We start from the raw sequence: 23,903 nt of genomic DNA on the forward strand, positions 1-23,903 counted from the left end.
TTTGATTTTGTAAAAAACAGATATTTAAAGAAAAGAAGCGGAGCTTTCAACCACGCTCTAGTCCGGATACACAAGCCTGTCCGGCGTGATGTGGTATAGCACTTCATTTAAGTATTTATCAGCGAGATAATTGGCCATCCCAAGATTCATATCTAAATAATTACCACAGTCCCTGGCAGATGCGCCGGGGACTTCCTCTTTAAAGTCCCGGATAAATTCAAATAATCCGGTCATCAGTTCAACAATATCTTTGGACTCGTAATCCCCGTGCAGCAGCAGATAAAAACCGGTACGGCAGCCCATTGGTCCAAAATAAATGACCTTATTGCCGATTTCTTCATTATTGCGCAGCCAGGTGGCAGCCAGATGTTCGATGGTGTGCATTTCTGCAGTATTCATGACCGGCTCGCCGTTTGGTTTTGTCATGCGAAGATCAAATGTAGTAATTACTTCATTGCCCACATGATCTTTGCGGGATACATATACCCCTGGCAGCAGCCTGATGTGGTCTATGGTGAAGCTTGTTATTTTTTCCATATAGTACACTCCTTTATAAATACGGGCATGGGCTGTTGAAAGCCACCCTTTTTTCTTCTATATTTTATCAGAGATTCTGTATGGATACAACCTTGACTTTCACAGTTTCAAATGATAAACTTTAGTAGCAGTTCAGTCAGGTATGCGCATTTACGGCGTGTACCGTGAGAAAACTTGGAGCCTGCAGGCATCCAGCCCATCGCAAAGCGATTTTATTGGCTGGATGCGGTAACAGTTCTGACTTGTCTGAACTGTTACAAACTTTAACCAAAGTAAATGGAGGAATTTGAGACATGATTAATGACAAAAAAGTATTATTCAGCGGTATGCAGGCAACCGGAACGTTGACTTTAGGCAATTATCTGGGCGCTTTAAAAAATTGGGTTACTTTAAGTGATGAATATGAGTGCTTCTATAGTGTCGTAGACCTGCATTCCATCACCGTACGTCAGGATCCTGCCACGCTGCGCAAAAGAGCAAGGGCGCTTCTGACTTTATATATTGCAGCAGGACTTGATCCCGAGAAAAACTGTATCTATTACCAGTCACATGTTTCCGGACATGCAGAACTCAGCTGGATCCTGAACTGTTATACTTATATGGGCGAGCTCAGCCGTATGACACAGTTTAAAGATAAATCAGCTAAACATGCCGATAACATCAATGCAGGACTCTTTACATATCCGACACTTATGGCTGCCGATATTCTTTTATTCCAGACCGATCTGGTTCCGGTAGGGATTGACCAGATGCAGCATCTGGAGCTGACAAGGGACATTGCGCAGCGGTTTAACGGTATCTATGGCGATGTATTTACCGTTCCGGAAGCTTATATCGGAAAAACCGGTGCTAAAATCATGAGCCTCCAGGACCCAGCCAAGAAAATGTCGAAATCCGATGAGAATCCAAACGGCAGTATTTATCTCATGGATGACCCTGATACGATCATGCGCAAATGCAAACGCGCCGTAACAGACTCGGAAGCAACAGTTCTGTATCGGGCAGAGCAGCCGGGAATCAAAAACCTGTTGGATATCTATTGTGCATGTATGGGTAAGACACCGGATGAAGCGGTAAAGGAATTTGACGGTCAGGGATATGGGGCATTTAAAGAAGCCGTTGGTGAATCTGTTATATCCGTTCTGAAACCGGTTCAGGACCGTGTAGCCGAGTTAAATAAAGACAAAGGTTATATTGATCGTATTATCAAAACAAACGCTGAAAAGGCAAATTATTACGCTTCAAAGACACTTCGCAAGGTACAGCGTAAGGTAGGATTTCCGGATCGGATTAAATAATCACACTCAAAAACAGGAAGGGGAACGATACCCCTTCTTTTTTAATATTCAGATCCCACAGCGTTTCATCTTTCATCTTCTGAAAACAGTGAATAATTTCTAATAATATTCGAAGAAAAAAGTATGTACATTTCATTTTGTCTTAAATATAATGAACGGTAATTTATCTATCTCAACGGATTCTAATCATTGTGGGGGAAAGGAGAAAGCAAACTGTATTTTACTGAGTAGATGAATGAGAGTGAGAGAAAAAGGAGAAGGTTCTATGAGAAAAAAAGAGAGATGGAAAAGCATAATCGCTATTTTATTGTCCTGTTCCATGATTCTGCCATCCATGGCAGCGGCAGCGGCTCCTGCGCCACAAACAGAATGGGTAACAGAGGGGCAGCACAGTGATTTCGGTGAAAACAATGAGATCAAAAAAGATCTGCCGGCAGAGTCAGAGAGAAATACGGCAGATACAGTTTCCAAGCCTTTTGAAAAAATCAAGACCGCCAGAGAGCAGGTGAATTTCAACAGAGAATGGAAATTTATACGCAATGACATTCCGGGAGCGGAAGCTATAGACTATGATGACACCGAATGGGTAGATATCGGAATTCCCCATAACTTCAGCATTCCTTATGAGATGCAGGCTTCATTCTACGTGGGGTATGGCTGGTATCGCAAGGAGTTTGAGGTATCCGGGGATATGGCCGGAAAAAAAATAGAGCTGGAATTTGAAGGGGTATTCCAGGAAGCCGAAATATTTGTAAACGGACAACCGGCAGGCACACACCGGGGCGGTTATTCGGGTTTCGTCCTGGACATAACGGACTATCTGAATCCCGGCACAAATCTCATTGCGGTACGCGTCAATAATATCTGGCAGCCGGATCTTGCCCCCAGAGCGGGAGACCACCAGTTTACCGGAGGTATTTACCGGGACGTCTATCTCAATATTACAGATGATGTTCACGTAACCTGGTATGGAACCTTCGTCACTACGCCCGATCTGTCGAACCCGGGATTTGATGCTTCTGCAAAAAATGTTCTGGACAGCTATGAGAGTGAAGAAGTGATCCTGAATAATATTGCAAAAAAGCAATCTAATGTAAGCGTCAGTACTGAAATAAAAAATGACTCTTCCACACCGGCAGCGGTAAAATTAAAACAGGAAGTTGTAGATAAAGAAGGAATGGTACAGGCTGTTTTTGAATCCGGTGAGCAGGAGATTGAAGCCGGGGCTGTGGCTGAAATTACGGCAGTTAGCGGACAACTGAAAAATATCCAGTTATGGGATCCTGAGAATCCCTATGTTTACCAGTTATATACCACCGTGTACCAAAATGGCACTCCCGTAGATACCTACGAATCTTCATTCGGCTTTCGATGTGCACAGTATAAAAATGACGGATTCTATTTGAACGGAAAAAAAGTAGAATTAAATGGAGCAAATGTACATCAGGATCATGCAGGATTTGCAGATGCGGTTACCAATGAAGGGTTTAAGCGGGATGTATCCATGATTAAAGAATGCGGCATGAACTTTATCCGAGGATCCCATTATCCTCACGATCCGTCATTTGCAGAAGCCTGTGATGAGCAGGGCATTCTGTTCTGGTCGGAATGCAATTTCTGGGGAATGGGTGGCTGCGCCGGGAAAGATGAACCGGCTATGGGTACGTCGGCTGACTGGTTTAAGGATGCATATCCTCAAAACCCTGCGGATGAAGCAGCATTTGAGCAGAGTTGTCTGGATTCCCTGGAAGCTATGATCCGCGTAAACCGCAACCATCCCTCCATTATCAACTGGAGCATGGGAAATGAAGTGTTTTTTACCAATGGTGGCATGGATAACGGAATGGAAGCTTCCCCTAACGGAACTGCTCCAAAAGCGCTTGCGCTGGTTGATAAAATGAGGAATCTTTCCCACCAGCTGGATCCAACCAGAAAAGCAGGTATGGGCGGGGCACAGAGAGGCGGTTATGCCGATCTGGCTGTCTGTGATATTGCGGGTTATAATGGAGACGGCGGAAAGTTTGAAAATACCTGGATGCCAAACGTAGTTGCAGAATACGGTTCCAAAACAGCAGACCGTCCCGGAGATTACCGTCCGTTCTATGATCAGATTCAGGGCAGTGACGAATATTCTTATAAGCTCAGAGCAAATAGTGCCGGTTTGGTACTGTGGTGTGGTTTTCACCATGGTACAATCGGTGGAGACGGACTGGCTAAAATGGGAATGATAGACTATTACCGCCTGCCTTTAAACAGCTGGTACTGGTACCGGGAACACAATATGGGAATTCCCGGGGAAGCATCCATAGCGGGAACAGCCTCCCAGATAGGGATCTCTTCCTCCGATACAGACATCACCAACAACGGCACAAAAGACACACAGCTCATCGTAACTTTACAAGATGCAGACGGTAACTGGGTAAATGAAACGAAAGCCGTAACCCTTAAGGTGGAATCGGGACCCGGTATTTTCCCTGGCGGGAAAACTTATAAGTTTACACCTGGGAAATCCATGCGGGACGGAAAAGCAAGCATCGAATTCCGCTCCTACTATTCCGGAGACACCGTGATCAGTGCAACGGCAGAAGGCCTTCCGGTCTCCACAATTACCATACATACGGATAATGCCTTGGATAGCAATGACGGTACGGAACCGGAAGATTTTTACAATGCGGATAAATGGGGCAGTGTAACTGCTAAAATTGAGGATCCCGTTATCTATGGCGAAAACAACGCCGCTGCAGGAAGGCCCCTGTTCCCAAGCAGCAACGACAAGGACGGTTCCCTGGCTGTAGATGGCAATCCTTCCACATCCTGGCAGGCTGGTAAAACCGGCAGCGGAGAATACTTTATGGTAGATCTGGAATTCGCATTGTATCTCTATAACCTGGATCTGGGATTTGACAAAACGCCATATCCCTATCGAATCGAAACTGCTATGGATAAAAATGGCCCCTGGACTCTTGCAGCAGAATATACCAAGGATACCCTTTCATCCAGAAATGCAGAAGAATCACTGGATGGCGTGGAAGCCAGATATGTGAAAATAACGTTTACCGACGTTCCGGCAAATGAAAAAGCCTTTCTTTCTGAACTTGAGGTATATGGAAACCCATCCTCCATTACACCACCCTATACCAAATACAGCGCTTACCTGTCCGATGTAGTGGACTACAGCAAAGTTTCAACCGGATGGGGCGAAAAGGGAAAGGACAGGACCTGTGAGGGAAATCCGATTACAGTGGGCAATAAAGTTTATAAAAAAGGAATCGGGCTTCATGCGGACAGCACCATTATCCACAACCTGGATAAGAAGTATACCCGCATCTCGGGTGTGGCTGGGATTGATAATGAAGTAAATGGGGGCAATGCCATTTTCCGAATCTATGCCGATAACAGCCTGATATATGAAAAGGAGCTTTCCGGCGGGGAATCGGACGCATTTAACGTAAGCGTAAGCGGCGTTACTGAACTGAAGCTTATGACAGATGCTAACGGATCCGAGTCACAGGATCATACCGACTGGGCAGATGTAAAATTGTATGGCGCCATAAGGGATGTGAGTAAAAAGAACAGCGGCATTCGGACCTCCTATATTGGAATCAGCGACCGTTTACAGGCGGGAGAAGATTTTACCGGGAAATTAACCCTGAAAAGCACGTCGGATATTTTACAGCCTCTGTGTGCTTCCCTTTCTCTCTATGATCCCGCCGGACGTTTGGCAGGCTTCACCATGGAGTTTGACTCCCTGTATCCGGACAGTACAAAAGAGCTTTCCCTGACACTGCCCATGCCTTCTGACTTGAAAGGATACCAGGGACGGCTTAGTGTGTGGGACAAGGATACCATGGAAATTCTTGCAAATACCGTCATGATCTATCCGGACCCGGATAAACTGGAAGCCGGAACGAAAACGGACACTGCCTGGACTAAAATTGACGGGGAGGACAGCCGTCTTGAAAGACAAGGAGACTGGCAGCTTTGGCCTTCATCCGATGCCTATAACGGAAGTGAGACTTTCCTTGGGGATAAAGGAAATCCGGTCAAAGAAGGGGATTATATAGCCCTCACATTTAATGGAAACTATATAAAAATAGGCGCCAAGGCAGACGGCGGACAACAGGGTGCCGATATTTTTATTGACGGCAAACCGGCAGGACATATTAACAACAATGAGAATGCAAACGTATACAAAGAAGTCTATGCATCCGAATATCTGGAAGACGGTGAACATACGGTTAAGCTGGTACCAACCGGAAAATTCGGACTGGACTATTTTGAATATGGTGTTGAAACGATATCCGGGGGCAGCGAAGAACCGACAGAAGAAAGTCCCATACTTTTAGCCCTTGGAGACTTAACGAAAAAAATCGAAGGGGATACCATGAAACACTATACCCTTACCAGCAGGAAATCTGCATCCGACTGTATTGCTGCATCCTATGATGTATACTTAAACAAAGAGGCTTCCGGTGAGGAGATCCAGGCGGCAGCGGATTCCCTTGCAAAGTCATTTAGCGGTCTGGAGCCCATAGGTGATACTTCTAAACTGGAGGAGGCCATCCGTACTGCCCAAAACAGGATCAATCAAGGACAGGGGAATTACACAAATGCCAGCTGGACTCAGTTTATATCCGCTTATGAAGAAGCAGTCAAAGTTTTAGAAAAGGCAGATCCCTCAGCAGAAGAGATCTTGGCAGCGTCAGAAAAATTAAATCATGCAATGGATTCCCTGCTGCAAAAAGAAGATACTACCAGACTTTCCGAAGCAGCTGGCAAGGCAAAGGCACTGTTAAATAAAGGGCAGGGCAGTTATACCAATGAAAGCTGGACAGCGTTAAAAGCAGCATATGACGGGGCACTAAAAGTCTTATCACTGGAAGCGCCTTCCAAAAGGGAACTGCAGACAGCTCTGGATAAACTAAATTCTGCAATGACAGGGCTGCAGCTTAAGCCGGATACGTCCCTGGCGGATGCAAGAAAATCCCTGGAGACAGAAATTGCAACATGCAGCGCAATCGTAAAGAAAGGGCAGAAACATTATACAACAACAAGCTTTTGCCGTTTAAAAGATAATTTAAGCCAGGCAGAAAAAATCCTGGGGGACAACAAAGCAAACAAGGATTCCATAATAAATACAAGGAATTTACTCTATGCAGCCAGACTCACCCTTTCTGTCTGCAAAGTTCCGAAGAAAGGAGCATCCTATACCATAGGAAATGTAAAATACCAGATACTAAAATCCTCTGCCACCAATGGAACCGTAAGCGTAAGAGGGGTGAAAAATAAAAAGACAACAAACCTGAAACTACCTGCTGCCGTTACAATTTCCAGTTACAAGTTTAAAGTTACGGAAATCAAAAAGAAGGCATTTTACAAAAATACCAGGTTAAAATCCATCACCATATCAAAAAATATCGTAAAGATCCAAGATGCGGCGTTTTATGGAGCAAAAAATCTAAAATCTATTAAGATTCAAAGCAGTAAGTTAAAAACCGTTGGCAAAAATGCTTTGAAAAAGATTTACACAAAAGCGGTTATTCAGGTTCCGTCTAAAAAATGGAGTTCTTATAAGAAACTCTTAAAAAATAAGGGCCTTTCTTCCAAAGCCCAGATAAAAAAATAGAAGTGTAAAAACAGCCCGCTGTCCATCTGTCAGCGGGCTGTTTCCAGGTTACAGATAGGAAATTATTCTGATAAACCCACTTGACACTAACTGCATTTTATGATATCATTTTTGAAGATAAATACGGGATTGTGACTGGTAATGCAGGCGAGACCATCTTTGAAGCGAGTATGACAACTTTCTGCAGGGTTGGTTTTTTTTATGTTTGAAACCGCGTAAAACCGATTAATACTTTTTTCATTTTACCAAAGAGCATTATTGGATTTTACATGTTTTGATACGGAATGGAGATAAGGCAAGAATGTATGAGATAACGAAGATTATCAATAATAATATTGTGTGTTCCGTTGATGAAGATGGACAGGAGATCATCGTCAGAGGGCTTGGCATTGGATTTAAGTCAAAACCTCATGATATCATCCCCGGAGAAAAAATTGAAAAAGTTTATAAAATGGAAAGCCCGAAAGCTCTGGGTAAATTACAGGAATTAATGGCAGAAATACCGCTGTCATATGTGGAGACCTGTACAGAAATCATTGATTATGCCAGAAATACCGTGGGCAAAAAATTAAATGAAAATATTTATATCACTTTGACAGACCATATCAGTTTCGCCATTGAACGCCAGCGCCAGAATATGGAATACCGGAATGCGCTGCTCATGGAAATTCGTAATTTTTATATTCAGGAATTTCAGATTGGCTGCAAAGCGCTGGAAATTATAAAAGAACGTCTGAATGTGGAATTATCCAGGGATGAAGCAGGTTTTATTGCCTTACATATTGTGAATGCAGAGTTAAACACAGATATGTGTGACATGGTGAATATTACGGAAATGATTCAGAAGGTCTTAGACATTGTTGAGCATTATTATCAGATGAAATTAGATGACCGTTCTCTGGCATATGAACGTTTTATCACCCATCTTAAATTTTTCGGACAGCGGTTATTTTCCGACCGGATTACAAAAGATGATGATATAACTTTTCAGAAAATGGTTAAGAAACGCTATAAAAATGACTATAAGTGTTCCGAAGAGATACGGGACTTTATCCGAGAAACCTATAAAAAAGAAATTACAGAGGAAGAGATGATTTTCCTCACAATACATTTAAGAAGAGTATCAAATACTGTTTAATCTGGATTGTAACTGATAATGCAGGCGAGACCGGAACAGGATTTGGTAGTAGATATCTACAGCTGGGGTATACTACTATCAGATTTTCTGTTGCGGTCTTTTTTTGTGCAGAATCAGATTATAATATATACTTTTATCAGGAGGAATCAGAGAAATGAAAGATAAAATATTTGGAGTATTACAGCGTGTAGGCAGATCTTTTATGCTGCCCATCGCTATTTTGCCCATCGCAGGACTATTTCTGGGAATTGGCGGCTCTTTTACAAATGAGACAATGCTTGAGACCTATCATTTAATGAAATTTATGGGACCCGGGACTTTTATTTATACCATTTTAACCGTGTTAAATGCAGCCGGAAGTATTGTATTCAGCAACCTGCCTATTATTTTTGCCATGGGTGTTGCCATTGGTATGGCAAAAAAAGAAAAAGAAGTTGCGGCTTTATCCGGAGCCATCGCATTCTTTGTAATGCATGCTTCCATTGGTGCATTAATTACTGCACAGGGCGGACCGGAAAATATGCTGGAAGGCGCTACGACTTCCGTTGTGGGCATCACCTCATTGCAGATGGGCGTATTCGGGGGTATTATTGTGGGACTTGGTGTTGCTGCACTCCACAACCGTTTTTACAAAATTCAGCTCCCCCAGGTTCTGTCATTCTTTGGCGGTACCAGATTCGTGCCGATCGTTTCGGCTGCTGTATATATGCTAGTGGGAATTCTGATGTTTTATATCTGGCCGTTTATTCAAAATGGAATTAACAGTCTTGGACAATTTGTTATGAATTCCGGTTATTTTGGAACCTGGCTCTATGGATTAATCGAACGGGCATTGATTCCTTTCGGTCTTCACCATGTATTTTACTTACCTTTCTGGCAGACAGCAGTAGGCGGCACCGCAACGGTGGCAGGTGCCTATGTAGAAGGTGCACAGAACATTTTCTTTGCGCAGTTAGCTGATCCGGGAATCGCCCACTTCAGCGTGGACGCCTGCCGTTTTATGTCAGGCAAGTTTGTATTTATGATATTCGGACTTCCGGGAGCCGCACTTGCCATGTACTGCTGTGCCAGACCGGAAAAGAGAAAAGTAGTGGGCGGACTTTTGATTTCAGCAGCGCTGACTGCGATGATTACCGGTATCACAGAGCCTCTGGAATTTACCTTCCTGTTCGTTGCACCTTTAATGTATGCCATTCATTGTGTTCTGGCGGGACTGGCATATATGTTTACCCATATTTTTGGTGTCGGCGTTGGCATGACTTTTTCCGGCGGGCTTATTGACCTGACACTTTTTGGGATCATGCAGGGAAATGCCAAAACAAGCTGGCTGTGGATTGTGGTAATCGGTATTGTATATTTTATCATTTATTATTTCCTTTTCCGATTTTTAATTACCAAATTCAATCTGAAGACACCGGGACGTGACGATGGAGAAGGAGAAGTGAAGCTGTACCGCAGAGCCGATATGGATGCTAGAAAGGGAAAAGACCAGGGAAATGGCGGCAGTAACAGTACAGACGAACAATCAGCCATGATTACAAAAGGATTAGGCGGTAAGCAGAACATCAGTGATGTGGACTGCTGTGCAACAAGGCTTCGTATAACAGTAGAAGACAAAGAAAAGGTAGACCAGGATCTCTTAAAATCCAGCGGAGCAGCAGGGGTCATCATGAAAGGAAATGGCGTTCAGGTAATTTACGGACCGAAAGTAACGGTTATCAAATCCAACCTGGAGGACTATCTGGCAAGTTCCGCAAGCGATTATGATGAAGATTTGATTTTTGAACATCCTGAGATTGCAAAGGAAACTTCCGGGGTGTATAGCAGTACTAACGCCTCCGGTAAAACCTATACGGTTTACGCGCCGATGAAAGGAACAGCAATTCCTTTGGAAGAAGTAAATGACGGTGTGTTTTCAGAGAGAATGCTTGGAGACGGAGCTGCGATTGAACCGGAAGACGGCAGGGTAACCGCACCTTTTGACGGTGTCGTTTCTATGGTATTCGATACCAAACACGCCATCGGACTTACCTCAGATGAGGGCGTAGAACTGCTAATACACGTGGGAATTGATACTGTTCAGCTAAATGGGAAATATTATGACATTCACGTAAAAGACGGAGACCGTGTCAAGACCGGAGATCTGCTAGCCAATGTGGATCTGGAAGGCATTCAGAGTGAACATTACAGAACCGTTACTCCTGTAATTGTATCCAATACCGACGACTATCACACGGTTACCATTGTAAATACAGGAGATATTGAGAGAAAGCAGCAATTGCTTGACATTTATTAATCATCGGTTATTTGAGCAGTTCCTACAGCTGCCGGGTGATCCCGGCAGATTTCAGACTGCCATAACAATAGATAAAAAACGAAAGGTGGAAATCATTATGAAATCATTTAATTATGTTATTACTGACGAAATCGGAATTCACGCAAGACCCGCAGGACTGCTGGTAAAAGAGGCAAAGCCATTCACATCCAAACTAACCCTGACAGCAGGTGAAAAAAGTGCAGATCTCAGAAGACTGATGGCGGTTATGAGTCTTGGTGTAAAGAAGGGAGCCGAAGTAACCGTAACTGCAGAAGGTGATGACGAAGCTGCCGCAATCGAAGCCATGGAAGCATTTTTTAAAGCGAACCTGTAAAGCGATCATTCATCACACACACTCTTTTCTTTTCCTCCAAAAAGTAGTATAATGACAGCATATCATCATTTTCACACTAGGAGGAATGACTATGACAGTAGACGAATTAATTGCTATGCTTGAGATGCAGGAAGAAATTCTTCAGTTTTCTCATTTTACAAATGAAGATGCATGGGAACTTGGGAATCTGATTGTGATGGAAGCGAAGAGAAGAAGCCTTCCGGTAGCAGTGAGTATCCGTTTAAATAATGGATATGTGGTTTTCCAATATGCATCAAATCGGACAAACATGGACAATGAAAGCTGGATGGCAAGAAAGTTCAATACAGTGCGCAGGTTAGAACAGAGCAGCCTGCGGGCTTACATGCTGCTTCGCAAAGCAGAAGAAACCCTGGAAGAGCGCTTTATGGATCCCAAAGACTATGCAGCCTGCGGCGGCGGTTTCCCTATCCGAGTGGAAGAAGTGGGTGTCATCGGCGGTGTAATTGTATCCGGTCTGGATCATGTTTCAGACCATGACCTGGTTGTAAAATGCATCAGCCGGTATCTGCATATCGATGAAGTTCCGAGAATCCGCGGTAATATTTAGTTCTCAGAGGCAAAGGCTGAATAAGCCTTACTCCCATTCCTCAAACTGCATATCACCAGGCAAAGGAGAAGTGAATACCATTTTATCTTTAGTAATCGGATGATCAAATTCCAGTCTGTGGGAATGTAGTGCCTGCCGTTTGATTTTGCTGTACCGGGGATTGTACAGGAAGTCTCCCGGCAGCGGATATCCTAAATATTTCATATGAACGCGAATCTGATGGGTACGCCCGGTTTCCAGCTTTAGGGAAACCAGGGAGTACCCATTTTTATATGCCAGCCGCCTGTAATAGGTCACTGCCCGTTCTCCACAGTCAAAATCAACTATGCGTTCGATGGCGGAATTTTCTTTTCTGGCTATTGGCGCATCAATGATGCCGGATTCTGGAGTTTCGCCCTGTGCCACAGCCAAATATTCACGATGAATATTCCGGCTCTTTACCATATCAGACAAAACGGCGGCACTCAGCATATTTTTCGCAATAATCAAAAGCCCGGTAGTATCTCGGTCAAGACGGTTGATGCACCGGTAGGTGAAGGCAACTCCTTTACTGGAAAAATAATAGGCAAGACCATTGGCAAGAGTATTCTCATAGTTATTGATGGATGGATGAATAGGCATATCTGCGGCCTTATCCAGAATCAGTATATCTTCATCCTCATATACAATCACAAGTTCCATATTAACAGGCACGATTTGGCTGGAAGAAGCTTCTTCCATGATATGAACCGTTAATGCATCCCCTTCCTGCAATCGTTCTGAGGTATATGCCCACTTTCCGTTTTTCAAAATACCGTTTTCGGTGCGTTTCAGATGCGTAAAGATATGTCTGGAGTATCCCTGTTCCTTTAAAAAGGCAGTGATATTTTTGCCTGCGCTGTGTGAATCTATGTGGTATGTCAGTGTTCTTTTCATGTGTGGATCCGTTTTAACTGCCCATATTTTTAATAGCCGGGGCATCACCTTTCTTTTTCTGATATTAAATCCCTTTTAGTTTACCGTAACAGCGTTGAGGTGTCAAACGAAGTTGTAAAAATCAAGTTATTCTTTACAAAGTGACCCTTATCTATAAAGGAAAAGTATATATTACTGATACAACTCAACGTATTAAAGTATCAACGCTTTAAATCTCTGCCAAATTTATTGAAAAAAGCGAATTTTGCTTTTCATATATACAAAATTCGTGTAAAATAGTTAGAAAAGAACTTTTAAAAGGAGACAGATATGGAGAGAGAGAAGTTTTCCTCCCGATTAGGCTTTATTCTGATATCGGCAGGATGTGCAATCGGGCTTGGAAATGTATGGCGTTTCCCCTATATTACGGGAAAATATGGAGGGGCGGCATTCGTATTGGTTTATTTATTTTTCCTGCTCATACTTGGATTACCCATTGTTGTAATGGAGTTTGCGGTAGGGCGTGGAAGCCAGAAGAGCGCTGCATTGTCATTTGACGTGCTGGAACCCAAAGGAACGAAATGGCATCTGTACAAATTTGGTGCAATTGCAGGAAATTATCTGCTTATGATGTTCTATACTACAATTGGCGGATGGATGATTCTTTATTTCTTTAAAATGGCTGCCGGACAATTTGAAGGCATGAATTCAGAACAGGTTGCCGGAGCTTTTGGAGACTTAATGGGTCAGCCGGTACTTATGACGGTCTGCATGATCGCGGTTGTCATTGTATGTTTTGGAATCTGCGCAAAAGGATTAAAAAACGGCGTAGAAAAAATTACAAAAGTTATGATGGTCAGCCTGCTGGCACTTATGATTATTCTGGCTGTCCGTTCTATATTGTTAGAAGGCAGTTCGACCGGACTTAAATTTTATTTGTATCCGGACTTTAATAAACTGGTGGAAACCGGGATTTCCGAGAGTATTTTTGCGGCTATGGGTCAGGCATTCTTTACCTTGAGCCTCGGTATCGGAGCGCTTGCGATTTTCGGCAGTTATATCGGCAAAGACCGGTCTTTGACTGGAGAAGCAGTAAGCGTTACTATTTTAGATACTTTTGTAGCACTTATGGCAGGTCTGATTATTTTTCCGGCTTGTTTTGCTTACAACATCAAACCGGACAGCGGTCCCAGTCTGATTTTTATAACATTACCCAATGTGTTTAATGAAATGAGCGGTGGAAGAGTATGGGGAAGCCTATTCTTCTTATTCATGTCATTTGCTGCCATTTCTACCATCATTGCAGTGTTTGAGAACATTATTTCATTTGCTATGGACCTTACGGGATGCAGCAGAGGGAAAGCAGTTGCGGTCAATCTCATTGTAATCATTATACTCTCTATGCCATGTGTGCTGGGATTCAATCTGCTAAGCGGATTTACACCTTTTGGACCAGGAACAAATGTATTGGATCTGGAAGATTTCATCGTCAGCAACAATTTGCTGCCTCTTGGAAGCCTGGTATATCTTTTATTTTGTACCAGCCGCTATGGATGGGGATTCAAGAAGTTTACTGCAGAGGCCAATGCAGGAAAAGGGATGAAGTTCCCGGCCTGGGCAAGGGTATATGTAACCTGGATTCTGCCGATTATTGTATTGGCGATCTTTATTCAGGGGTATGTAGTGAAATTCTTTTAAGCATTGACAGCCGGACACTGACATGTAAAAGCGCCAATCCCATTTAATAGTGTCTAATGAGAAAATTAGTTTCAAAAAGGATGCCGGATAATTTTCCGACATCCCTTTTTAAATATATCATAAAACATCTCAATTATATTATTTTAGTACATTTCATTCTTTAACCAGAACCTTTTCAATTTCCACAATATACATGGTATGGTAATCCTTCTGAGGATACCATTTTTCGTCACAGCTCTTATCAATAAAGCAGGCTGGATCATATTCCTGGGCATAGAGTTTACGGCAAACCATTACGGTATTGGCTTCTTCAAAGTATGGCGTATCCCCATCCATTGCCACCGTAAGCCCAGATTTTTCAATTTTATCTTCGTCCCTGCCGGAGACAGTGCCCAGGTAAGTTAAGGTTTTACGGCAGGACTCATCCAGTACGGACAGTGAAAAGGTAGAAGACGCGTCAATAAATTCTTTGGTGTAGCGCTGGGGGCGGATAAAAACATATGCTACATTTTTCCCCCACATAATGCCCACGCCGCCCCAGGAAGCGGTCATGGTATTACATTTGTCACCATTTTTTGCTGTAACCAGCAGCCATTCCCTGCCAATCATCTGAAAAGGATTTTTCTGTAATTCTGTTGCTTTGATTTCTTTAAAACTCATAATACATACCTCCTAATTTGATTTTACTTTGTTCCATAGTTCATTATAGGTCTGGTCAACCTTATCGCCCAGATAGCGGAAGGTTTCACATCGGCTTAATACGGAATCATCCGGAAAAGCAACGGGGCTGTTGCGGATAGCATCGTCCTCTATCATTTTACGCGCCTCTGTATTGGGCGTAGAATAGGTAATGTAATTAAAATTCATTAATGCAATATCCGGTCGGCATAAGAAATTAATAAAAGCCTCCGCATTTTCTTTGTGTTCTGCATTCTTTGGTATAACCCAGGAATCAATCCACATATTAGAGCCTTCCTTTGGTACCACATATTCCAGATCCGGATTCTCCGTCTTGGTATATATTGCTTCTCCGGAGTAAATAACACCAAGTGCAGCCTCATTTCCAATCATCTTATCCCTTACCTGGTCAATGACATAAGCCTGAACCAATGGTTTCTGCTGAATGAGAAAGTCTTTGGCTTCAGTCAGTTCATCCAGATCCGATGAATTCAAGGAGTATCCCAGTTGTTTTAATGCAACGGCAAAAGCATCCCGGACGCTGTCCTGCATTAAAATATTATCCTTGTATTTGGGATCCCACAGTACGGACCAGCTGTCAATTGGCTCATCCACCATGGTCTTGTTGTAAAGAATACCCACCGTTCCCCAGCAGTAGGGTACAGAATAGAGGTTTTCCGGATCAAACTCCCTGGATTTATCCAGATAAGTTTTACCGATGTGCTTCATATTGGGTACGTTGTCAAAGTTAATTTCCGCCAGCAGATCATTTTCCCGCATTCTCTGGATCATATAATCAGAGGGGCAGACTACATCATATGCAATCGCACCGGATTTTATTTTCGGATACATGATTTCGTTAGTCTCATATTCCTCATAGATCACGTCAATGCCGGTTTCCGCCTCAAACATGGAAATTACTTCAGGATCCATATATTCTCCCCAGTTATAGACGATTACCTTGTTATCCCCCGCCAGAGAGCCCTGGGAGCCATAGTAAAAGCCTCCTATCACTATCACAGCAGCCATAAGTGCCGGAACCGCTTTTTTAAACACACCTGCTACTTTTGTTTTCTTCTTTATCTCCGATTTTTTGTCGTGTACCTGTTCCTTCGGTGACATATTTACCAGAATCAGCAAAACCAGTACGGATACAAACAGAAGAGTAGAAAGTGCATACATTTCCGGCTTGATTCCCTTACGCACTTCCGTATAAATTTTTGTTGATAAGGTGTCAATCCCTGGTCCCTTGGTAAAGTGGGTAATTACAAAATCATCCAGGGACATGGTGAATGCCAGGAGAAATCCGGATAAAACTCCGGGCATAATATCCGGGAATACCACTTTGAAAAAGGCATACAGCGGAGATGCCCCCAGATCCAGTGCTGCTTCATACGTGCTTCGCTTGGTCTGCTTCAGCTTGGGAGCTACGCTCAACATAACATATGGAATATTAAAGGTTATGTGCGCCATCAGGATTGTACTGAATCCCAAAGTTACATGAAATGCAATGAAAAGCAGCATGAGGGACACGCCGGTTACGATTTCAGCATTTACCATCGGTATGTTGGCAAGACCGTTAAACAGGGTGCGGTACTTCCGTTTCATACTCTGTATGCCGATTGCCGCCATAGTACCGATTAAGGTGGCGATCAGGGCGGAGAGCAGTGCGATAATCAGCGTTGTATAAAATGCATTCATTATCTGCTCATTCTGGAAGAGCGCTTTATACCATTTTAAAGTAAAACCGCCCCATTTGGCACGAGTCTTGGATGCGTTAAAGGAGAGTACAATCAGGGTTGCAATCGGTGCATACAGTAAAATGAAAATTAAGATCAGGTAAATTTTTTGTGCCGCTTTTTTCATTAGAATGTAGCCCCCTCTCCATCTTTATCGTATTTTGAAACAAGCGCCATACTTGCGATTACGAATACCATCAGAACAAGGGACAGTCCGCTGCCCAGATTCCAGTTGCTTCCCTGTTTAAATGTCTGTTCAATTACATTACCGATTAATAAAATTTTCCCGCCGCCCAGCAAGTCTGAAATAACAAAAGTAGTAAGTGCCGGGACAAAAACCATAGTAATGCCACTGATAATGCCGGGCAGACTCAGGGGAAAAGTAATTTTTACAAATGTCTGAAAATTGTTGGCACCTAAATCCTTTGCTGCATTGATCACATCCTTATCAATTTTACTCAGAATATTATATAAGGGAAGTACCATAAAAGGCAGAAAATTATACACCATCCCCAGTACAATCGCATAGGGCGTATTGATAATCTCTAATGGTGCCAAATGAAAAAACGTCAGAATATCATTCAGAACTCCATTCTTTTCCAAAAGATTCTGCCATGCCATCGTTCTTAACAAAAAGTTCATCCACATAGGTAAAATAAAAATCAAAACAATGAAACTGGACTGATTCATATTAGAGGAACTTAAAATCATTGCCAGCGGATATGCCAGAACCAGGCAGATCACGGTACTGATCACAGCCAGCAGGATTGCCAGCCCCAGCGCTTTTAAATTTTCTGCAGTGGTGATTTTGGCTATATTCATCAGTGTGAAGGTTTTATCTTCCGCAGTCAGACCATAATATACGATCATCAGCAGCGGAATAATGATAAAGGAAACAGCCCAGAACAGATAAGGTCCGGCTAAAAGTCGTTTACTCTTCAATATTTACCGCCTCCTCATCTTCTGAAATAGGTTTGTTCATGATCTGAATATCAAAAGGATCTACATGGATACCTACTTCCGTCCCTACCGGGAAGAGGTCAGTGCTGTGTACAAGCCATTCGTGATTGTTGGCAAGTACTTCCATTTCATAGTGCACTCCTTTGAATATCAGATGGGTTACGACACCCGTTATCGTTCCGTCTTCCGGTTTTACCAGGTCAATATCTTCAGGGCGGATTACCACGTCTACTGGTTTATTATGCCCGAAACCCACATCTACGCAGGGAAATGGCACACCCAGAATTTTAACGAGTTTATCTTCCATAAAGGTTGCTGCTATAATATTGCTGTCACCGATAAAATCAGCCACAAATGCATTCTCCGGCTCATTGTAGATATCCTCAGGAGATCCAATCTGCTGAATGTATCCCTGGTTCATAACCACGATAGTATCGGACATGGTCAAAGCTTCTTCCTGGTCATGTGTCACATAGATAAAGGTAATGCCCAGTTCATTTTTCAGCCGGATTAATTCATACTGCATATCCTGGCGCAGCTTTAAATCAAGTGCCCCCAGCGGTTCATCCAGAAGAAGCACCTTCGGCTCATTTACAATAGCCCTGGCAATGGCAATACGCTGCTGCTGTCCGCCGCTTAATGAATCGGGTGAACGGTTTTCATATCCCTCCAGATTAACCAGCTTTAAGGCATATTTTATTTTGTCATTGATGTAATTTTTGCTTTTATTTTTAATTTTAAGGCCGAAAGCTATATTTTCGGCGATGGTCATATGGGTAAAAAGCGCATATTTTTGAAATACTGTATTTAACTGGCGTTTATTTGCCGGCAGATTGGTAATGTCTTTGCCGTCAAAGATCACATTGCCGCTGTCAGGATTTTCAAACCCGCCTAAAATACGAAGAGTTGTGGTTTTACCGCAGCCGCTTGGACCAAGCAGTGTTAGAAACTCATTCTGCCGGATATAGAGATTCAGGTCATCCAATACTTTTTGCCCATCATAGGATTTTGTTATATGGGTTAGGTCAATTAATTTATTACTCATGTCGTACCTCCTGATTTAAAAGCTGGGCGGAGAGCTGACCCAGATCAGGACAGCACTGCTTTTCCCTGTATTTTTAATATAATGTCTTTGGCTTGGATTAAAATAAAAAGATTCTCCCTTTTTTACCTTATAGTTACGTTTACCAATATACAGGGTAATATTCCCCTGTAATACATATCCAAATTCTTCCCCTTCATGGGGATTGTCCGGATAAGTGCTTCCGCCGGGCTCTAAAGTCAGGCGGATAGGCTCCATAATATTTTTCTGGGCATTGGGAATGATCCATTCAATTTTATTGAAAAATTCTGAATCAACCTTCTGAAAATAGTCTGTGTCATGAAAAACGACCTGTTCCTCTGTCGTTTCACAGAAAAATTCATTCAGATTGGTACCCAGACACTGGAGTATGTCCACCAGAGTGGCAATAGACGGTGAAGTCAGATCCCGTTCCAGCTGGGAGATAAAACCTTTGGAAAGTTCAGCCCTGCCTGCCAGTTCTTCCTGGGTCAGACCTTTGGCAATACGCAATTCTTTTAGCTTTTGTCCGATAACCATTTTCCTACCTCTTAACTAATAGTATAAATAAACATAAAGTTTAGCAATTGTAAACAGAAACAATATAGCATAGAATGGGCTGATTGTCACTAATTATTTGCTAAATTTTTCTTCTGATTTCTATTAACAAATAGATTAGTTTATGGTAAGATAGAAGAAATTAATGAGACATAAGTGTTTAGCTAAGGAGGATAAGAAAATGAGCAAGAGTAAATATGTTGCTTATGTAGGTACATATACACATGGAAGCAGTGTTGGTATCCATATTTATGATTTAAATATAGAAGAGGGGACAATGGCGGAGCGAAATGTAGTTTCGGTCAATAATGCATCCCATATTACGAAATCCCCAAATGGACAATATCTGTATTCCATAGCAGATGAAGGTGTTGAAGTTTTAAAAATATTCCCCAACGGCGATTTAGAGCCGATTAACCAGGTGGATATCGATGGCATGAGAGGATGTTTTCTCTCCACCGACCTGGATGGTAAGTTTTTATTTGTAGGGGGATACCATGACGGCAAAGTCAGCGTTGTGCGGATTCATCAGGACGGCCGCCTGGGCAGTGTTGTGGATGGCATATTCCACAAGGGCCTTGGAAGCGTAGCTGAACGTAACTTCAGACCTCATATCAGCTGTGTAATGCCTACACCGGACGGTAAATATCTCTGTGTCGTAGACAATGGAATTGACCATATAAAGCTATATACCGTAAATCCTGCCTCCGGAAAATTAAAACTATATGATATTTTAAGATGCGAGCTGGAATCAGGTCCAAGGATCATCCGTTTCAGCAAAGATGGAAAATACGCATATGTAATCTGCGAGCTCAGCAATGAAATTAACGTGTATACCTATGATGGTACCGGTAAATCCCCGCAGTTTGATTTAATACAGACTGTGCGCACGCCAATGGACCAAAAAGAAGGCGGCTGTGCAGCTTCCGGTCTTAAGATTGCTCCAAGCGGCAAATACCTGTATTGTTCTTCCGCAGGAGACAACAGTGCCGGCGTATTCCGCATCAATCCGGAAAACGGAATGCTGGAAGAGATCTGCATTTTACCAATCAGCGGAGACTATCCAAAAGACATTGATGTGTTCCCGGATGAAAAGACGTTAGTTGTGCTCAACCATGAAAGCAATGAAATCCGTTTCTTTACCATTGATTATGAAAAAGGCCTGTTAATTATGAAGGGCAAACCAGTAAAAGTGGAGACACCAAACTGCATTTTGATTTCAAAAATAGAAGAGTAGGATTCAAAAAAGACAACTGCATATGCGGCTGTCTTTTTTTGAATCCGCAGCGTGCTAAAATTACTTTCTGCGGGTTAGATCTTATTATCTTTTGAAAAACCGGATCAGACCATCCATCTGGGATGTCATGCTGGCAAACAGCATATCCAGTAACGTTATAGCGGTCATGGATTCCACCACTACAACTGCGCGGGGAACAATGACCGGATCATGCCGTCCTTTCACTTTGATCTGTATGCTTCTTCCATCCTTCGTAATAGTAGATTGTTCTTTTTTTATTGATGGTGTCGGCTTGATTCCTACCCGCAGGAGAATGTCACTGCCGTCACTGATTCCGCCCAGGATTCCGCCGGAGTGATTGGTAAGTTTCACTTTATGTCCTTCAGAAGACAGGGTATACTGATCATTATTTTCACTTCCAAGAGCCTGGGAGACTGCAATCCCGTCACCGATTTCAAAAGACTTCACAGCTCCTATAGAAAGCAGTGCCTTTCCCAGATTCGCATTTAACTTTTCAAATACCGGATCCCCAACACCCGGAATCATATTTTTAACTATGCACTCAATCATGCCGCCGGAAGAATCTCCATGCTGCATGCATTCTTCTAAAAACGCACCTGCACGCTGGGCTGCCTCAGCATCTGGCATATATAGCGGATTTTGGGAAATAATACTACGGTCAAAATTATTATGATCTATTTTGACCGGACCAATGGATCTGGTATAAGTCAGAAGCTGTATGCCCAGCCGATCCAGTATTTTAATTGCAATTGCGCCTCCGGCAACACGGCCGATGGTTTCCCTTCCGGATGAACGCCCGCCACCGCGGTAGTCCCGGAAACCGTATTTCGTGTCATAAGTCAGATCGGCATGTCCCGGTCTGTAGTAATCAGCGATTTCTCCATAATCAGAAGAGCGCTGTGTTTTATTATAAACTATCATGGAAATCGGAGTCCCTGTTGTTTTTCCTTCAAAAACACCGGAGAGGATTTCAACCGCATCATCTTCTTTGCGTGGAGTGGAATATTTACTCTGTCCGGGTTTCCTCCGGTCTAAATTCTTTTGTATATCTTCCTCGCAGAGAGCCAGTCCTGCCGGACATCCGTCTACAATGACACCGATGCCCTTTCCATGTGATTCTCCCCAGGTCGTTATTTTAAATTGATTGCCAAATGTTGATCCTGCCATAATATCCTCCTTGTGTGCTAAAATGAGCCAGCCAATCTTATTCCCGCGAGTAACGAACCAAATGGGCATGCCTGCAGATCCATTTGACTGACTATTAACAGTATACCTAATTGTTAAAATATTGTAAAGAGATGAAAAAAATGATGGCTGCGATTGACAAATACTTTTTTAGTCTTTATAATGTCCTTTAGTTGCAAGATATTTTGGAGAAAGAAAGGAAGTGTGATTCCATGGAGGGTGGTCCTAGTCCTAGGGAAAATAATAGTGAAGTTCATATAGAAAAATACGCATAGGACAGGCCTTCAGACGATTATCCTGTTCTATGGATAATTGAAAGGAGATTATGGAATCATGATCAAAATTTACAGGACAATTGATGGTGCAATTCACCAGGTAAATGAAGCACAGGAGGGCTGCTGGATTGCGCTGGTAGACCCTACAGCAACAGAAATATTAGATATCGCCAACGAATACAACATTGAGGTAGATGACCTGCGGGCACCTCTGGATGAAGAAGAACGGTCCAGAATTGAAGTAGAAGATAACTATACGATGATTCTGGTGGATATCCCGGTCATCGAAGAACGTAATGACAAAGACTGGTACGGAACCATACCCATGTCCATTATTGTAACGGATGAAATTATTTTTACCGTTTGCCTGGAGGATACACCGGTGCTTTCCGCTTTTATGGACGGCAGGGTACGGAATTTCTTTACCTATAAAAAGACCCGTTTTATCTTACAGATTTTGTATAAGAATGCGACCATGTTCCTGCACTATCTGCGAATTATTGATAAGAAGAGCGAAGTGGTGGAGAAGAAACTTCATCTGTCCACCAAAAATCAGGAGCTGATTGAACTGCTGGAGTTGGAAAAGAGTCTTGTGTATTTTACAACTTCCCTTCGGTCGAATGAAGTTGTTCTGGAGAAACTGCTGAAAACAGAAGGCATAAAACACTATCCCGAAGATACTGAACTTTTGGAAGATGTTATTATTGAGAATAAACAGGCAATTGAGATGGCAAATATCTACAGCGGAATTTTAAGCGGTATGATGGATGCATTTGCTTCTGTTATTTCCAACAATCTGAATATTGTAATGAAATTTTTAGCAACCGTTACTATTGTAATGTCCATTCCAACGATGATCTTCAGCGCTTACGGAATGAATGTGAATTCCAGCGGTATGCCATTTTCGGGCAGTCCCTATGGATTTGCACTGGTTATTTTGTTTTCATTAATTTTAAGTCTTGTTGTAGCTTTGATTTTTTCAAAAAAGAATTTATTTTAAGAAAGGTAGTATAAATGGACTTTATAAATAAACTGGAACGTAAATTTGGCAGGTACGGTATCCGTAATTTATCCTTATACCTTATCATCTGCTACATCCTGGGTTACACTTTTAATGTATTTCAGCCTAATATCATGAATTTTTTAACGCTGGAACCTTACCATATTTTAAGAGGCCAGATCTGGCGTATCGTTACATGGATCTTAGTACCTCCGGAATCCCTTAGCATATTTACGGTTATCATGTTGTTTTTTTATTACTCATTGGGTACTTCTCTGGAAAATACCTGGGGTGCTTTCCGTTATACGCTATATATTCTTGCCGGTATACTCTTTACGGATATCGGTGCGTTTATCCTGTACTTTATCTTAGGCGGGGGTGGTAAATTCGGCCCTATTTTCAGTACTTATTACATTAATATGTCAATTTTCCTTGCATTTGCTTTATGCTATCCCAATATGCAGGTGTTATTGTATTTTGTTATACCGATTAAAATCAAGTGGATGGGAATCTTATATGGGGTATTTATCCTGTTTTCCTTCTTTAAATCCTCTTGGCCGATTAAAGTTGCAATTATTGCATCTTTGATGAACTTCATTATATTCTTCCTTGGAACCAGAGATTTTAGAAGGGTTTCACCCGGTGAAATAAAAAGGAAAAAGAAGTTTCGGCAGGAAACGAGACAGTCTTCAAACGGCCTTACCAAGCATAAATGTGCAATATGCGGCAGAACAGAACTGGACGGAGAGGATCTGGAAT

18 protein-coding genes are annotated in these 23,903 nt (G+C 42.5%); 10 read left to right on the top strand and 8 right to left on the bottom strand.

The window, feature by feature from the left end:
- Positions 1-57 precede the first annotated feature (57 nt).
- Entirely contained in the window at positions 58-537 is a 480-nt protein-coding gene (locus ACH2DQ_RS27350) for an S-ribosylhomocysteine lyase (protein WP_394911385.1), read from the bottom strand.
- 293 nt (positions 538-830) lie between these two features.
- On the opposite strand from ACH2DQ_RS27350, the gene trpS reads away from it, so the two are divergent.
- The 6 genes from trpS (at position 831) to ACH2DQ_RS27380 (ending at position 11,839) form a co-directional block, all read left to right on the top strand.
- On the top strand, positions 831-1,835 hold the full coding sequence (trpS, locus tag ACH2DQ_RS27355; protein ID WP_394911384.1) for a tryptophan--tRNA ligase: 1,005 nt from the start codon (positions 831-833) through the stop codon (positions 1,833-1,835).
- Between the two features lie 265 nt (positions 1,836-2,100).
- Entirely contained in the window at positions 2,101-7,461 is a 5,361-nt protein-coding gene (locus ACH2DQ_RS27360) for an NPCBM/NEW2 domain-containing protein (RefSeq protein WP_395028706.1), read from the top strand.
- A gap of 301 nt (positions 7,462-7,762) precedes the next feature.
- A complete protein-coding gene (gene licT / locus ACH2DQ_RS27365; RefSeq protein ID WP_394911382.1) occupies positions 7,763-8,599 on the top strand; it encodes a BglG family transcription antiterminator LicT in 837 nt (278 codons plus the stop codon).
- 154 nt (positions 8,600-8,753) lie between these two features.
- Positions 8,754-10,895: a glucose PTS transporter subunit IIA gene (locus tag ACH2DQ_RS27370; protein ID WP_394911381.1), complete on the top strand. Its 2,142-nt coding sequence runs from the start codon at positions 8,754-8,756 to the stop codon at positions 10,893-10,895.
- Positions 10,896-10,992: 97 nt separating this feature from the next.
- Positions 10,993-11,250 carry an HPr family phosphocarrier protein gene (locus ACH2DQ_RS27375; protein ID WP_394911380.1) on the top strand — a complete coding sequence of 86 codons (258 nt, stop codon included), beginning with the start codon at positions 10,993-10,995 and terminating at the stop codon, positions 11,248-11,250.
- A 91-nt stretch (positions 11,251-11,341) separates the two neighbouring features.
- Positions 11,342-11,839: a heme-degrading domain-containing protein gene (locus ACH2DQ_RS27380; RefSeq protein ID WP_394911379.1), complete on the top strand. Its 498-nt coding sequence runs from the start codon at positions 11,342-11,344 to the stop codon at positions 11,837-11,839.
- A gap of 27 nt (positions 11,840-11,866) precedes the next feature.
- Here the strand turns inward: ACH2DQ_RS27380 and ACH2DQ_RS27385 are convergent, their stop codons facing one another.
- Positions 11,867-12,754, bottom strand: a complete 888-nt coding sequence (locus ACH2DQ_RS27385; protein ID WP_394911378.1) for an RluA family pseudouridine synthase — start codon at positions 12,752-12,754, stop codon at positions 11,867-11,869.
- 309 nt (positions 12,755-13,063) lie between these two features.
- Between ACH2DQ_RS27385 and ACH2DQ_RS27390 the strand changes: the two genes are divergently transcribed.
- Complete coding sequence (locus ACH2DQ_RS27390) at positions 13,064-14,431, top strand: sodium-dependent transporter (RefSeq protein WP_394911377.1); 1,368 nt, start codon at positions 13,064-13,066, stop codon at positions 14,429-14,431.
- A gap of 153 nt (positions 14,432-14,584) precedes the next feature.
- Here ACH2DQ_RS27390 and ACH2DQ_RS27395 read toward each other — a convergent pair whose 3' ends face one another.
- The 5 genes from ACH2DQ_RS27395 to ACH2DQ_RS27415 are packed head-to-tail and all read right to left on the bottom strand — an operon-like array spanning position 14,585 to position 19,408.
- Positions 14,585-15,091 carry a flavin reductase family protein gene (locus ACH2DQ_RS27395; protein WP_394911376.1) on the bottom strand — a complete coding sequence of 169 codons (507 nt, stop codon included), beginning with the start codon at positions 15,089-15,091 and terminating at the stop codon, positions 14,585-14,587.
- 12 nt (positions 15,092-15,103) lie between these two features.
- A complete protein-coding gene (locus ACH2DQ_RS27400; RefSeq protein WP_394911375.1) occupies positions 15,104-16,975 on the bottom strand; it encodes an extracellular solute-binding protein in 1,872 nt (623 codons plus the stop codon).
- The gene (locus tag ACH2DQ_RS27405) at positions 16,975-17,790 is read right to left on the bottom strand and encodes an ABC transporter permease (protein WP_394911374.1); all 816 of its coding nucleotides are present in this window, start codon (positions 17,788-17,790) and stop codon (positions 16,975-16,977) included. The genes ACH2DQ_RS27400 and ACH2DQ_RS27405 overlap by 1 nt, the downstream gene beginning before the upstream one ends.
- Positions 17,780-18,853, bottom strand: a complete 1,074-nt coding sequence (gene potA, locus ACH2DQ_RS27410) for a spermidine/putrescine ABC transporter ATP-binding protein (RefSeq protein ID WP_394911373.1) — start codon at positions 18,851-18,853, stop codon at positions 17,780-17,782. Before potA ends, ACH2DQ_RS27405 begins: the two co-directional genes overlap by 11 nt.
- A 15-nt stretch (positions 18,854-18,868) precedes the next feature.
- Entirely contained in the window at positions 18,869-19,408 is a 540-nt protein-coding gene (locus ACH2DQ_RS27415; protein WP_394911372.1) for a helix-turn-helix domain-containing protein, read from the bottom strand.
- A 199-nt stretch (positions 19,409-19,607) separates the two neighbouring features.
- Between ACH2DQ_RS27415 and ACH2DQ_RS27420 the strand changes: the two genes are divergently transcribed.
- The gene (locus ACH2DQ_RS27420) at positions 19,608-20,663 is read left to right on the top strand and encodes a lactonase family protein (protein ID WP_394911371.1); all 1,056 of its coding nucleotides are present in this window, start codon (positions 19,608-19,610) and stop codon (positions 20,661-20,663) included.
- Between the two features lie 84 nt (positions 20,664-20,747).
- Here ACH2DQ_RS27420 and aroC read toward each other — a convergent pair whose 3' ends face one another.
- Positions 20,748-21,851, bottom strand: a complete 1,104-nt coding sequence (gene aroC, locus ACH2DQ_RS27425; protein ID WP_394911370.1) for a chorismate synthase — start codon at positions 21,849-21,851, stop codon at positions 20,748-20,750.
- 351 nt (positions 21,852-22,202) lie between these two features.
- Here aroC and ACH2DQ_RS27430 point away from each other — a divergent pair, with 351 nt between their 5' ends.
- Complete coding sequence (locus ACH2DQ_RS27430; RefSeq protein WP_394911369.1) at positions 22,203-23,144, top strand: magnesium transporter CorA family protein; 942 nt, start codon at positions 22,203-22,205, stop codon at positions 23,142-23,144.
- A gap of 14 nt (positions 23,145-23,158) precedes the next feature.
- A partial coding sequence (locus ACH2DQ_RS27435; protein ID WP_395028707.1) for a hypothetical protein occupies positions 23,159-23,903 on the top strand: 745 nt, incomplete at its 3' end.

This window comes from Robinsoniella sp., assembly GCF_034124845.1.

What these genes read in the sequence shown, in the direction of transcription:
- ACH2DQ_RS27400 (WP_394911375.1), bottom strand. Translation starts at nt 16,975, where the DNA reads ATGAAAAAAGCGGCACAAAAAATTTACCTGATCTTAATTTTCATTTTA.
- ACH2DQ_RS27430 (WP_394911369.1), top strand. Translation starts at nt 22,203, where the DNA reads ATGATCAAAATTTACAGGACAATTGATGGTGCAATTCACCAGGTAAAT.
- ACH2DQ_RS27395 (WP_394911376.1), bottom strand. Translation starts at nt 15,091, where the DNA reads ATGAGTTTTAAAGAAATCAAAGCAACAGAATTACAGAAAAATCCTTTT.
- ACH2DQ_RS27350 (WP_394911385.1), bottom strand. Translation starts at nt 537, where the DNA reads ATGGAAAAAATAACAAGCTTCACCATAGACCACATCAGGCTGCTGCCA.
- ACH2DQ_RS27385 (WP_394911378.1), bottom strand. Translation starts at nt 12,754, where the DNA reads ATGAAAAGAACACTGACATACCACATAGATTCACACAGCGCAGGCAAA.
- ACH2DQ_RS27420 (WP_394911371.1), top strand. Translation starts at nt 19,608, where the DNA reads ATGAGCAAGAGTAAATATGTTGCTTATGTAGGTACATATACACATGGA.
- ACH2DQ_RS27375 (WP_394911380.1), top strand. Translation starts at nt 10,993, where the DNA reads ATGAAATCATTTAATTATGTTATTACTGACGAAATCGGAATTCACGCA.
- ACH2DQ_RS27360 (WP_395028706.1), top strand. Translation starts at nt 2,101, where the DNA reads ATGAGAAAAAAAGAGAGATGGAAAAGCATAATCGCTATTTTATTGTCC.
- potA (WP_394911373.1), bottom strand. Translation starts at nt 18,853, where the DNA reads ATGAGTAATAAATTAATTGACCTAACCCATATAACAAAATCCTATGAT.
- ACH2DQ_RS27415 (WP_394911372.1), bottom strand. Translation starts at nt 19,408, where the DNA reads ATGGTTATCGGACAAAAGCTAAAAGAATTGCGTATTGCCAAAGGTCTG.
- ACH2DQ_RS27390 (WP_394911377.1), top strand. Translation starts at nt 13,064, where the DNA reads ATGGAGAGAGAGAAGTTTTCCTCCCGATTAGGCTTTATTCTGATATCG.
- aroC (WP_394911370.1), bottom strand. Translation starts at nt 21,851, where the DNA reads ATGGCAGGATCAACATTTGGCAATCAATTTAAAATAACGACCTGGGGA.
- ACH2DQ_RS27370 (WP_394911381.1), top strand. Translation starts at nt 8,754, where the DNA reads ATGAAAGATAAAATATTTGGAGTATTACAGCGTGTAGGCAGATCTTTT.
- ACH2DQ_RS27380 (WP_394911379.1), top strand. Translation starts at nt 11,342, where the DNA reads ATGACAGTAGACGAATTAATTGCTATGCTTGAGATGCAGGAAGAAATT.
- trpS (WP_394911384.1), top strand. Translation starts at nt 831, where the DNA reads ATGATTAATGACAAAAAAGTATTATTCAGCGGTATGCAGGCAACCGGA.
- licT (WP_394911382.1), top strand. Translation starts at nt 7,763, where the DNA reads ATGTATGAGATAACGAAGATTATCAATAATAATATTGTGTGTTCCGTT.